Below are 11,907 nucleotides of genomic sequence, written 5' to 3'. Positions count from 1 at the left end.
GCAATACCAACCATATAAATATGTATTGTTCTTATGTATATATTTTTGAGAACATTCTCATCATCAATTGCAAACTGGGGAATATCGGTACGAGAAGCTTTAACTAAGTACAGAATCAAGAGCTCTACTCGAATTACATCCATTTATTCTGGCATTTAATTTAAGCTGTCAGATTGCCAGAAGACGCATGCATGTGCGGCGAAACAAAACAAATGTATTGGTGGGCAGGGTACGCTCAGATGGGAACCATATCCAGCGAGCTGGTGTAAGATCCATAGCGTCATATCACCTCTGGCGGGCGATATCTCCTCTCCACGTAGAGCGCATGTAATGGGCATGTAGACTCTTCAGCGCGATTATGCTTATTATAAACTGATCTTTCTATGCTGTTAATGTGGATACATTCCACCATCAATTAACAATGTCTGGTTAGTTATGTAGCTATTATCCACCAATGACAGGATACTTTCAGCCACATCTGCGGGCGTCCCTAAGCGTCCGACAGGGATGCGGGCAATCAGGCTTTGTGCCGCCTCTGGCCCACCTGGCAGCATCCCTGTCTGCTCAATCAAAGCTGGAGCCACCGTGTTGACGGTAATACCATACTGAGCCAGGCTACTGGCCAGTGAGTGTGTCAAACCCAGTAGCGCCGCTTTGGAAGTGGCGTAATGCGGTCCCACAATACCTCCCGTAAAGGCGGCGACTGAAGAGACAAAGATAATACGCCCCCAGCCACGAGCGCGCATGCCCGGTACCAGGCGCTGCGAGAGCAGAAACGCGGGGCGCACATTGATATTCATGGTGGTGTCCCATTCTTCCTGCGTCAGTTGTTCCAACGACATCTGCTGGCCTCGACCAGCATTGCTGATCAAAATATCCACCTGCCCCATTTCTGCCAGAGCGGTATCCGCCAGTTTCACTACCTGGTCTGGATCACCCAGATCAGCCTGAACAGCCATCGCCCGCTGCCCCATCTGCTTGATAGAGTTTGCCAGATCCTGAGCGGGTTGAGCCTGCCGCCCATAGCCAATCACTACGTCGGCCCCCTCCTCGGCCAATCTGCGCGCCGTCGCATATCCGATGCCACTGCTAGCTCCGGTCACCAGGGCCACCTTACCGTATAAATCCATCATCATCTCCTTGATTATTTTCAATAACTGTGCTAGAGATGCATTTTCAATACTGATGTGTTTATTGCACTATGTTACATCAATATCAGGATACTACATCCATGTTAGTTACACATAGAGGAGCCCGCTACAGCAGATCAGGCACAATCACCTTTAAACTATAAGAAACAAAGAGTTATATCCATACATACAGGCATCTTTTTCTACTCATGCCTGATGTTGAGTCTCCTACTAAACTTTGTTCGTGAATAAAGTATTATATTATTCATCTCATTTCATGTTATACACGGAGGTTACACATGGAAGTCACAGTAACACAATTAATTGTCTGGATTGTGATCGCTGCCCTGGTTGGGATCCTGGGTGAATTCATTGCCGGTCGGCGCGCGCCAGCCGGTATCCTGGGTGCAATTATGGTCGGCCTGTTTGCCATCTTTCTAATCGTCGGATTCTTTCATTTTCATATCGCCGGTGAACCTAGTATCGAAGGCGTTCCACTAATAAGTACGATCATCGCAGCCATCATGCTGGTCGTAGTCTGGAGCAGCCTCTCCTACAAACGCCGCCTATGACAGGCTGCTGTAATATCGTCTATAACTATTAGCGTCAGTTACAGAGAGGATGCCAGGCTTGCCACATTTTCAAGCAAGTGTGGTATCCTCTCTGTAACTGATGTAAGTTACATAAACAGAACATTTAAGATAAAGACCAGTCTTCAAACATTTGCAGTTGTAACAAATTCAGATGTCCCTTGTTCGATTGCTATTTGCAAACTTTTACCTATAATACCACTCGGGGTGCAAAATTGTTCCTGATCTTTTTTCTCCAGGACAAAAATAGCAAATCTGCCTTTTTTCTCTTTTCTTACCTCTACCACATCGTTCCAACGAATAGCATTTGCCTCTTTACCATCTATTAATAAAAGGCCATTGCTACATACATACAACTTGGTAAGACTATATAGCCAGCACACAAAAAGAAAAATAAATGAGGTACATATATAGATACCTCCTTGCCATATATAATCCAATGAGTCTTCCAATGCATAGTGAACTTCAAGCATTGTCCTGGCTCTCGCACCATCAGAACAACCCTTACATTGCATATAATAAGTTGTAAAATATTGCTGTGCCGATGACCGGTTTTGATAATCCGGCACGGATTTTACAAGCAACCAAATACCAGAAGCGAGCATAAGCAAGCCGCAAATCAAAAAAACAGGTACGAAGTAGGTATAATATTTCTTGATCGGTATTCCTACCCCATAAGCACTTGCTTTTCTATAAATCTCTTCTTTCATAAGGCATATATCCTTTGATCAAGTCAATGGTCAATGAGAACTTTACTCTGCCTCGTCAACGTGCACTTCATGCCTTTTCAACCGAAGAGGCGCTCTCGGCTGAGCTATTGCCGCTTAGGTGTGCTTTAAGGAGAGAAACGGTTTGAAGTGTGTCTGCCTCACTGTATGCGACGCTCTTCATGCCTAACCGATAGAGGAGTTCTCTACAACGATGGTAAAGAAAGACCGCTCCATTGCCAGCAGGCATGGAAGCAGTACGAGGGGTAATATGGAAATGAATATGTTTTACCCCTTCGCCATATGAGGCAACATATATGCGTTCGGGGCCAATGACATGCTCAATTGCGCTACACGTTCTCTTGATAGTTGGTCCTAAAGCACCTGCTTCTTCCTCTGTTAATTGTGTAATATTTTCACAATGCCGCTTAAGAATAATAAAGAGATAACCGGGAATAAAAACAGGGTACGATCTACTTCTGACAGTCCAATATTCATTTTCAAAAAGAACGCCTCCAGGTTGGCTCACGTTCCCTGCAATAACCTGACAGCTAAAACAATGTGCATCATGCATATATTGTGCCATTCACTCTCTCCCGAATATAAAAGGATGCAATTTTTATACATCGTATATTTATCTACCTAGTATAGTGATGTATGGTGTGTACTGTAGCTGAAAGCTTCACCGACTTCGATTACCTGGCCGTCTTCAACTCAAACGACTACGCTCGTGGTGGGTGGCCGCTGCAAGGCAGGAACGCAAGTTCCCAGGAGTAACGTTATTATCTCCGAGCGTTTTACGCTGCATCGCAAAGCCTTCAGCGCACCGCGCTCGGGGAGTTACTTCAGAGTACGTCTGAACAATCACGCTTGCACCCATGACGAGATCTTTTCGCCGCGCATAAATTGCGTCAAGAACGACGCTGCGGGATGAGAGATCTGCTGAATGGCTTCGATGACAGCCTGGCGATCGTAATCGACGAAGCGTGGCTGGAGTTGATAACCATTGGTATCAGCTTCGAGCAAGGCATAGCTGGCTTGTAAACGTGGGGTAATAGGATTGCTTACACTGCCCAAATTAAGTACACGTACACCATCGACACAGCGCTCCAGGGGAAAATGGGTATGCCCGACGATCACCAAATCAGCCTTTGCCGGGGCGAGAAGTTCGCGCAGTGTTCCTTCATCTAACATCGGGTTGATGCCTGGACCGTCATCACAGCCTGGTGCGGCGTGTACACCTAGTACACGCGTGCCATCTGGCAGTATCAAGCGAACCTCTAACGGGAGTTCGGCCAGCCAGTTCCACCAACCTCTTGCCTGAATAACGCCCTGCGTCCAGGCAAAATTCGCAGACAGTTCGGCCAACCTGGACACCAGTTGTGGATGAGCCTGTGCTTCTTCCACAGTAGGTCCGGGCCGCTCACCAGTAATAATGTAACGATCGGTATTGCCACGTGTAAAGCTGGCGTTGGGCAAGGCTGTAACGCGCTCTAATACGCCCACAGGATCGTATCCGAGAGCTGAGAAGTCACCCAATATCCAGTAGCTATCGACACCTCCTTGCTCCTGAATATCTGCCAGCACGGCATCTAATGCAATGAGATTGCCATGAATATCGGACAAAATAGCGAGACGCATTTCTCTCCTCCTTGCTTTTTTCGTACCTGCCGAGATTAGCGTGCACAATTTCTTAATCAGGGAGAGAGATCTCGGCAACAGAAATCCTTCAATTTGCGCCGTTTGAGCAGGTTTCAGGCGTCATTCTTTTCCACCACTAGAAAGCCCTGCTTTGCGCATCGCTCCAGGTTACCATGTTTATCAATCTATGTCGAGATCAGTAATAGCAAGCCCAACATCCTCTGTTGAAGGCTCTTTTTAGTTGCCGCGCTCAAATGTGAATCTCCTGGTCGGGCATGGAGCGCAGGCGGATGACGGACGAAACGAAAATGGGCAGCAGTGCGATGATGAAGCCGCTTCCTGCCAAAAAGAGGCTCATGCGTAGACCAATTGCTGCACCGATAAAACCGCTGACGAATGCCCCAAGGGAGGTAACGCCATAGGTGACCACGCGCAGGCTGGCACTGACGCGGCCCATCATGCTGTGAGGTGTTACAGCCTGGCGCAAACTGATGCTGACGACGGTGTAGATACCAAGGGCGATATGCACCAGGAAAAAGACCGCCAAGCAGACAGCAATTACCAGCAGATGTGGCGCAATAAAAAGCGACAGAAAAATGAATGGCACACTTCCCAGCGTATATGCACGCCGATTTTGTTGCCGCTGAACGGTCCGATCATATCTTGATGACGCTGGGCGAGTGTGACAGCGATATCGTCTTCTCACTGCTCCGCTGGCTAGGTCCGGGAGCGGAGTTACTTGAACCTGAGGGGTGGCGTGCCCAATATCGTAGGGAACTCCAACAAATGCTCGCCTGCTATGACAAAACATAAAGATTTATATCAAACCAGGCTCTCTGGCCTTTTTGATGTCGCACTTTGTCGCATAAATATTCTTCATCACATGTGTGGCATATGCAAAGCCAGGTAGCAGGCCCAGTCTTCGTTGACTATACCTGCTACCTGGCTTTAAGGTCGCGAATTGTTGTGTTTGAGCTCTATTCAAATGGACAGCGGCTATCGCAGCTGTTGCGCTTTCTGGAACAATTGCTGAGCCTGTTTGAACGGATTCTGCGACTGCACGTCGGCGTTCCCATGGGCGGATGTGTTACCGCCAAAGGTAGCTGTGTCCAGCGTATTATGGATCTGTTGCGCCAGAGTATTGCGCAGGGTGGTCAGCGAGATCAACCCATTTTCCAGCGTGTTATAGGTCTGGTCATTCGCAGAGTTGCTTTCTAGGGCTTGAGTAGAGATTGCCACGGTCTGCATGCTCAACGCACCAACAGGAGCATTGATCTGCTTGTAGACCTGTCCTAGATGGATATAGTAACCCTTGTTGCTGCGCACTGTCTGGGGCAGGGCTTTGTCGGTAAAGACTTCAAACAGAGCCCGTCCATCAGAGGTATAGTCGTCTTTTAGACCCAGCAGCGACATCAAGGTCGGGCGCAAATCAGTCTGGTCAGCCCAGACGCTATGATCGACACCCAGGTTGCGCACACCAGGTCCAACCAGGCCCAGCCAGGTTGTATTGATGTCAGGTGAAAGATCACCATGGTTCCAGGCAAAGGCTGATTCAACCTGAATGCAGGGTTGATTACAATTGGGTGCCGCTGCGTACAGATAATAGTCAGGTTTGGCAAACATGGTCAGCGTCGGCGTCCTGGCAGGATCGGCAGTAACCATGTGTAAGAAATTCATCTCAACCGAGTCAGCCAGATAGTTGGTGATTTTCTCATTCTGACCAGTATAGGAATTGGTGGCGGTCAAATCTCCCAGCGCACGAGCAAAGTTACGTGTGGTCGCATCCTGGCGGCTGGGGTTGCCCTGGATGTAAATGGTAGGTGCCGAGTCAGCATGTACGGTAAACGGTGTGGTGATATTCTGCTGTGTGGCCAGCAGACCGGTCAAGTTGCCATTGATTTCACCGACTTGCTGATAGGTACAGGGAACGGTTACACCATCACAATTGGCTGGCGTGGGCGCACCACCGGCGAAGTGGTCGTTTTCGTCAGAGCTGAAGCTAAAGATAGTATTGCTAGCATTGATACCATCTTTTTGCAGGCGAGCAAAGAACTTGCCAAAGGCGTCATCGTATGATTTCAGCGTTTGAACATAACCAGCCTCACCTGGACCATAGGCACCCACATGAGGATCATTGCCATGAGGATCATGGGCATCTGAGATATACGCGTAGGTGACTGGTACGTTGTGCTCTTGCATCGCAGCAACATAAGAGAGCGATACAGCGGCACTCATGCCATCAAAGCCAGGGAAACCAATGTGCTGCTTGCCATCCTGGATGACCTGACCATTGAGATCCAGCAATGGACCTGATGGATTGATCTGTGGTACCACATTTTTATGACCGAACAAGGCCTGGTAACCAGTATAGCCACCTGGCTCATTGGGCAATACATCTGCTTTGCCGTTGTTGGCGTTTGAGCAGAGGGCATCATCCTTAGCGCAGTGAATACCAATACCAACAAAGTCGCTAAAGGCCTGAGCACTATTGGATTTGACCTCAGCTGCCTCAGGTGAGTTGGCGCCAAAGACGGTAGGGATATCAGTGTTGATATTTTCCAGTACTGTATTGGCAGTGGCAACCGAACCTACATTACAACCAGCCCGAGTATAAGAAACCCATGGAGCTGGTGTATTGGTGTTGGGAGCAGAAATCATATTATAGGGCGCGTTGGGAGCCGTCGAAACCGGAGCGGTCCAGTAGGTGAACGACGGTGTCGAGCTCGTGGTGCCATTGGGATTGAAGTAGCGATAGCTGTTGGCAACCGATACTCCATGATGCTCACCGTACAGGCCAGTCAGACTGGTCAAAATATCGTTCGCGGTATGAGCAATCAATGGTGTGTGATAGTTAGAAAGGAGCGTGCCATTGTTTTTAATAAAGTTCAAGAGATTGGGCATCTGCTCCAGATCAGAAGGAACATTGGGATTGTCGCGGGTAAAGTGCACATTGTCGAACTGAATATTAATTACGTGTTTCGCGCTTCCAGTAGGTGAATTAAGCTTACACGCTGTGCTATCAGAACCCTTATCAGAGGCAGCATTAGCAAACTCGCCACGTCCAATAAAGAGTGTCAACAGCAACGCCGTGAGCAGAACGCCAGGGAAAAGAACTCCCCATGATCTTTTCAAAACGTGACTCCTTTTGACTTAAGTACATTTACAACAGACATTAATAAAAAAAGATATTGGCTTAATTATTCTAAACTAGGCTCAAACAACAATATGCTACTATAGCTGACCAACTTAGTGTAACATACTTTTATAAAAAAATAGCTATCTAGATGTTAAGCGATCATAAAATTAAGGCATTTTTCCCCCTTACCAAAATGTCAAAACATAATCCATTCAGTGGTACAAAAATTGCAAGGTCTTTATTCAGTATTGGTGCAGAAGGTGCGCAGATGCGCACCTTCTGCACCAATACTGAATAAGAGCGTGGGGACGCCTGCGTTCCCCAGGGCTCGGGTGCGCATGCGCCCGTCAGTAAAGGGTCGACACAATTCCCCGTGCACGGGGAATTGTGCTCTCTATAGACATTTGCAGTTGGCTCTGCTATGTTATGGGCATGAAAGCATCGCTCTTCTTCCAGGGGGGAACACTGGTGTTGCAGGGCGTCCCAGAGACGTTTGAGGCCCCACCTCCTTTTCGCTTTGTACACAATCGCTGGCGTTGTGAAGCTTACCATTATGCGGAGCTGTTAACCTGGCTAAAAGAAAACAAAATTCGTAACCAGGTGGCCCGCTGGCAACGCCTGAAGCTCTCACTGCATGATCCTCGTGAACCACATGATTATCAGCTTGAAGCGTTGGATGCCTGGCTGGCGGCAGAGAAGCGTGGAAGCGTGGTTATTCCAACGGGAGCAGGTAAGACGTTTATTGCCTTGCATGCCATGCACAAGGTCAATGCTTCCACCATCATTCTGGTGTCTACGGTGAGTCTGCTGTATCAGTGGTATGTGGTGCTGACCAATATGTTCCAGACCGAGATCGGAGTCTATTATCATGCGGAGAAAAAGATCCTGCCGATCACGGTTACCACCTATCATTCGGCCGGTGATTTGATTGCCGAACATGGGAATGAGTTTCGCCTGCTGATCTGCGATGAGGTCCATCATCTGCCGGCCAAAACGTGGGGAGAGGCAGCACTGATGACGCCCGCGCCCTATCGCCTGGGTCTGACGGCGACCTATCCTGAAGATGCTGAGCAAGCAGGGGAACGCTGGCGACTGGATGATCTGCTGGGTCCGATCGTCTATACGAAGCGCATCGAGGCGCTGCTGGGCAAACAACTGGCCGACTATCGCACGCAACGTATTCGCGTCAATCTCACACCGGCAGAACGGGTAGAGTACGACACCACCCACAAACTGTATACGTCCTACATTCAAGAGCGCCGCTTGCGCAGTAGTCATGGTCCCAACTGGCTCCACGAACTCTTCCGCCTCTCAAACTTTGATGTGCAGGCCCGCCAGGCTCTACTGGCACGCCAGCGACTGTGGGAGATCATTGAGGGTTGCCAGGAGAAACTGGCTGTGTTGGAGCAGTTGCTGCGTGAGTATGCCCATGAGCGTATCCTGATTTTCACGGAGTCGAATGCACTGGCCTATCAACTCTCGCGCCAATATTTGATTCCAGCCATCACGCATGAGACGGGCGTCGCCGAGCGCAAACATATTTTGGATGCGTTCCAGGAGGGACGCTATCGCGCGCTGGTGACGGCTAAAGTCTTGAATGAAGGGGTCGATGTACCAGAGGCAAAGGTGGCGATTATCCTGGGTGGTAGCTCCAGCAAACGGGAGTATATTCAGCGCCTGGGGCGTATTTTGCGCAAAAGAGAGTTGAAGCAGGCGATTCTGTTCGAGATCCTGGTACGAAAGACGATTGAGGAAAGTAAGGCGCAGCGTCGCCGCGTGGCTAAAGAGGACTGTTGAATGTTGACGAGTGATTTGATCCGACCCCTGCTGCGCTTTCAGGACAGAAACGTCTCGGTGGCGCTGGTGGATCCACAGGACGATTCGCTGCGGGCTACGGCGCAGGAGCTGATTGAGCTGTTTCTATCGCATCTGAATCGCTCGCAGGAAGCCTGGGAACGGGCGCTGACAGCATACATTGGTCCACGCCTAGATTATGTGCTGGTGCGCGGTCTGGCCAAGGTTTTGAGCGACGGTGCCACTTTTACGCCGCTTCAGGCTACGCATACGCCAACGGTGGTACGCGAAACCATGTTCGCCTATGGTCCGGTCTTCTCTGGTAGCGACATGCTGCATCCCGTTTCGCGCCAGAGTGTGTTGCAATCGGTGGCCGCTGATCTACAGCTCAGCACGAACGATGTCGAATCCCTGCTCTTTGCGGATCGCCACGCCTCCTATCTTTTAACCGATGCCGGGCCGGCCTGGACCCCTGAAGCATTACTGACGCGCTATAATCTGGAACTGGCGCGCGGCGTACTCTACTGGGCCTCGCAGCTCACTATCGAAATCGCGGATAACTATAAAGACATCTGGAAATTTATCAAGCTGTTTAAGTTAATGTTTGTGGCGCAGGCCAGCGCTAGTGGTGGCTATCGCATCGAGCTGGATGGTCCTATTTCGCCTTTTGTGGGAGCCACCCTACGCTATGGGCGTCAGATGGCTGCCTTTCTGCCCGCGCTCTTCCTCTGTCAACAATGGAAGATGCAGGCTACCGTCTATCCTCCACAGGGCCGTGGCGCCATGAACTATCAGCTAGACTCTACGAGCGACGATCTGCAATCACATTTCAAGCGCTCGGGCACCTTTGATAGTCGCCTGGAGGCCGACTTCGCGCACGAGTTTGAGCAAAAAATTGGCCAGCGGCGCGGCAAATGGCTGCTCCAGCGAGAAAGCGATCTGCTGGTGCTGGGCGATACCGTGATGGTGCCCGACTTTGTCATGGTTGATCGACGCAACGAGCAGCGCCGTATTCTGATAGAACTGGTTGGCTTCTGGCATCCCGACTACCTGCGCCGCAAACTAGAAAAGGTCCGTGCGGCCAACTGCTCACACCTGCTCCTGCTCATCTACAAAGGCCTGAACGTCACCGAAGAAGATTTTCAGGGCATCACCAGCGAGGTCCTCTTCTTTCCCAATAAACCTGTTATGAAAGATGTGCTAGCGAAAGTAGAAGAGATGTCTCAACGCATCTACGGGCCGGCATCCACATGAGCTTGATAAAACGAAATGGCAATAGCGGCACTGCGCGCAAGCCACCCACGTGGTTGTGGATACTCCTCACACTGGGCATGCTCGTACGCCTGTTCTGGCTCGGCTTCGCACAGGATCGCATTCACAGGCCATTCTGGAGCGATGATCTTCTCCTACTCTTACTTTCATTGCTATCCATACTGCTAATCTGGTATGTTGCGGCCTCGCTGGCTAGATATGCGGGACTATCCGAGCGGGGCGCAGAGCGCTTCACGGTCATGTCTACGCTGCTCATGGTCGCACCGCCCCTTCCTATCCTCACGCAGCAACTCTCATCCTGGCTCACCAATGCTATCTCACTGGTACTCCTGGCATTACTCTTTGCCCTGCAACGAGAGCGGCAAGCCAGACATTCAGCTGGGATCTGCAATCCCCCCACCCTGAGACGCCTGCACCGGCTAACGTCTCTGCCACTGCTCTGCACCGCCTGCATCGCTCTGCTCTATTCTGGCTCGTATTTTCTTCACGGGTTTCCCCATCCATCCTTATCAGTTATCATCACCGATCTTTTCATCCTGGGATGGCCTTATACCATAGGCGCATTCTTCACGCTACCCTATCTGATCACACAATATCGACATGAACGCGCACTACACCATAGCGAACAGGCCACAAATCCCCCCACACCTAAAACAGTCGCCCTCCATGTAGCGATGCTGATAATCATAGGCATCTACTTCATAGTTCAACTCTATACCTACATTCCTCTGCAGCATTAAAAACGGCATAATCAGGATCTTGACTTTTCTTATTCCAGACTCCTATACTTATAAACAGTACTGAGTGACCATCTTTCTAAATTGGTCATCTGAAAGGATAAAAATAAAAACGAGCATGGAGCATTCTTCCGTACCGGCTGAATCATCGAAAAATGTAGAGCGTGCGCAGCGCATTCTGGATGTGGCCGCCGACCTGTTGTTGCGCTGGGGATATAAGCGCGTGACCATCGATGATATCGCCAGACACGCGGGCGTGGGGAAAGGGACCATCTATCTGCATTGGAAGACGCGGGATAGTTTATTCGAAACGGTGATATTGCGTGAGATGATCGCCATCTATCGCGCCATCCTGCGACGTATGTATGCAGATACCACCGAGATTCTGCCGCATCGGCTGCTACGCTCCTCGCTGTTAATCACCGAGGGGAACCCGATCATTAAAGCTCTGCTTACCCGTGATATTGAAGCCGTCGGGAAGCTGATCCAGAGCAACGCCAACAGCGAGATCAGAAATCGCGAAGAACTGGCACTCAGGAAGTATTTTAGCTTGCTATACCGGCATGGCCTGACTGCAGTCGATATCAATCAACCCGAACATCTCTATGCATTGGAGATGCTCACCACTAGCTTTACCATGATCGATCCCTATATCGTCAGTGGTCAACAACTCTCACTCGAACAGAAAGCCGAGGTACTCACGCGCATCATACGCCAGACCTTCGAGCCATCAACGCCGCCTTCTCCCACTGCCCTACAAGAGGTAGCACCGGCCGCAATCCAGCTGTTTGAGCAGCTATGCCTTGACTTTGAACAAAAAATACGAACACAAACCGAGATGTAACACTATCTTGTATTGCTTTACTGACATATCATCATTTTTAAGCTATAGAAAGTAGT

12 protein-coding genes are annotated in these 11,907 nt (G+C 49.8%); 6 read left to right on the top strand and 6 right to left on the bottom strand.

What is annotated here, in order from left to right; all coding sequences use genetic code 11:
- Positions 1 to 389 precede the first annotated feature (389 nt).
- Positions 390 to 1,136, bottom strand: coding sequence for an SDR family NAD(P)-dependent oxidoreductase (locus tag JMI88_RS09535; protein WP_201361569.1), 747 nt, complete (start codon positions 1,134 to 1,136; stop codon positions 390 to 392).
- A 293-nt stretch (positions 1,137 to 1,429) separates the two neighbouring features.
- On the opposite strand from JMI88_RS09535, the gene JMI88_RS09530 reads away from it, so the two are divergent.
- Positions 1,430 to 1,702 (top strand): GlsB/YeaQ/YmgE family stress response membrane protein, encoded by a 273-nt coding sequence (locus JMI88_RS09530; RefSeq protein WP_201361568.1) that lies wholly within the window; start codon positions 1,430 to 1,432, stop codon positions 1,700 to 1,702.
- Between the two features lie 143 nt (positions 1,703 to 1,845).
- On the opposite strand, the gene JMI88_RS09525 is transcribed toward JMI88_RS09530, so the two are convergent.
- From JMI88_RS09525 to JMI88_RS09510, 4 genes are all read right to left on the bottom strand, one after another.
- A complete protein-coding gene (locus JMI88_RS09525) occupies positions 1,846 to 2,430 on the bottom strand; it encodes a hypothetical protein (RefSeq protein WP_201361567.1) in 585 nt (194 codons plus the stop codon).
- 67 nt (positions 2,431 to 2,497) lie between these two features.
- Positions 2,498 to 3,013: an HIT family protein gene (locus tag JMI88_RS09520; RefSeq protein ID WP_201361566.1), complete on the bottom strand. Its 516-nt coding sequence runs from the start codon at positions 3,011 to 3,013 to the stop codon at positions 2,498 to 2,500.
- Between the two features lie 278 nt (positions 3,014 to 3,291).
- The gene (locus tag JMI88_RS09515; protein ID WP_201361565.1) at positions 3,292 to 4,068 is read right to left on the bottom strand and encodes a metallophosphoesterase family protein; all 777 of its coding nucleotides are present in this window, start codon (positions 4,066 to 4,068) and stop codon (positions 3,292 to 3,294) included.
- A gap of 250 nt (positions 4,069 to 4,318) precedes the next feature.
- On the bottom strand, positions 4,319 to 4,675 hold the full coding sequence (locus JMI88_RS09510) for an MFS transporter (protein WP_201361564.1): 357 nt from the start codon (positions 4,673 to 4,675) through the stop codon (positions 4,319 to 4,321).
- Here JMI88_RS09510 and JMI88_RS09505 point away from each other — a divergent pair.
- Positions 4,669 to 4,881: a WYL domain-containing protein gene (locus tag JMI88_RS09505; protein WP_201361563.1), complete on the top strand. Its 213-nt coding sequence runs from the start codon at positions 4,669 to 4,671 to the stop codon at positions 4,879 to 4,881. The two genes, JMI88_RS09510 and JMI88_RS09505, sit on opposite strands and share 7 nt — an antisense overlap.
- A 183-nt stretch (positions 4,882 to 5,064) precedes the next feature.
- Here the strand turns inward: JMI88_RS09505 and JMI88_RS09500 are convergent, their stop codons facing one another.
- A complete protein-coding gene (locus JMI88_RS09500) occupies positions 5,065 to 7,200 on the bottom strand; it encodes an alkaline phosphatase family protein (protein ID WP_201361562.1) in 2,136 nt (711 codons plus the stop codon).
- A 430-nt stretch (positions 7,201 to 7,630) separates the two neighbouring features.
- On the opposite strand from JMI88_RS09500, the gene JMI88_RS09495 reads away from it, so the two are divergent.
- The 4 genes from JMI88_RS09495 to JMI88_RS09480 all read left to right on the top strand — a co-directional run bounded on the left by JMI88_RS09495 (position 7,631) and on the right by JMI88_RS09480 (position 11,851).
- Positions 7,631 to 9,001 (top strand): DEAD/DEAH box helicase family protein, encoded by a 1,371-nt coding sequence (locus tag JMI88_RS09495; RefSeq protein ID WP_201361561.1) that lies wholly within the window; start codon positions 7,631 to 7,633, stop codon positions 8,999 to 9,001.
- Positions 9,002 to 10,252 carry a DUF790 family protein gene (locus JMI88_RS09490; RefSeq protein ID WP_201361560.1) on the top strand — a complete coding sequence of 417 codons (1,251 nt, stop codon included), beginning with the start codon at positions 9,002 to 9,004 and terminating at the stop codon, positions 10,250 to 10,252.
- Positions 10,249 to 11,010: a hypothetical protein gene (locus tag JMI88_RS09485; protein ID WP_201361559.1), complete on the top strand. Its 762-nt coding sequence runs from the start codon at positions 10,249 to 10,251 to the stop codon at positions 11,008 to 11,010. The genes JMI88_RS09490 and JMI88_RS09485 overlap by 4 nt, the downstream gene beginning before the upstream one ends.
- 115 nt (positions 11,011 to 11,125) lie before the next feature.
- The gene (locus tag JMI88_RS09480) at positions 11,126 to 11,851 is read left to right on the top strand and encodes a TetR/AcrR family transcriptional regulator (RefSeq protein ID WP_201361558.1); all 726 of its coding nucleotides are present in this window, start codon (positions 11,126 to 11,128) and stop codon (positions 11,849 to 11,851) included.
- Positions 11,852 to 11,907 lie beyond the last annotated feature (56 nt).

This window comes from Dictyobacter formicarum, from assembly GCF_016587435.1.
This window is presented reverse-complemented; position numbering and strand designations above follow the sequence as displayed.

Bases quoted from the DNA above. Each gene is read 5' to 3' on its own strand.
- JMI88_RS09525 (WP_201361567.1), bottom strand. From the start codon at position 2,430: ATGAAAGAAGAGATTTATAGAAAAGCAAGTGCTTATGGGGTAGGAATA.
- JMI88_RS09485 (WP_201361559.1), top strand. From the start codon at position 10,249: ATGAGCTTGATAAAACGAAATGGCAATAGCGGCACTGCGCGCAAGCCA.
- JMI88_RS09480 (WP_201361558.1), top strand. From the start codon at position 11,126: ATGGAGCATTCTTCCGTACCGGCTGAATCATCGAAAAATGTAGAGCGT.
- JMI88_RS09520 (WP_201361566.1), bottom strand. From the start codon at position 3,013: ATGGCACAATATATGCATGATGCACATTGTTTTAGCTGTCAGGTTATT.
- JMI88_RS09490 (WP_201361560.1), top strand. From the start codon at position 9,002: ATGTTGACGAGTGATTTGATCCGACCCCTGCTGCGCTTTCAGGACAGA.
- JMI88_RS09530 (WP_201361568.1), top strand. From the start codon at position 1,430: ATGGAAGTCACAGTAACACAATTAATTGTCTGGATTGTGATCGCTGCC.
- JMI88_RS09535 (WP_201361569.1), bottom strand. From the start codon at position 1,136: ATGATGATGGATTTATACGGTAAGGTGGCCCTGGTGACCGGAGCTAGC.
- JMI88_RS09495 (WP_201361561.1), top strand. From the start codon at position 7,631: ATGGGCATGAAAGCATCGCTCTTCTTCCAGGGGGGAACACTGGTGTTG.
- JMI88_RS09505 (WP_201361563.1), top strand. From the start codon at position 4,669: ATGGCACACTTCCCAGCGTATATGCACGCCGATTTTGTTGCCGCTGAA.
- JMI88_RS09515 (WP_201361565.1), bottom strand. From the start codon at position 4,068: ATGCGTCTCGCTATTTTGTCCGATATTCATGGCAATCTCATTGCATTA.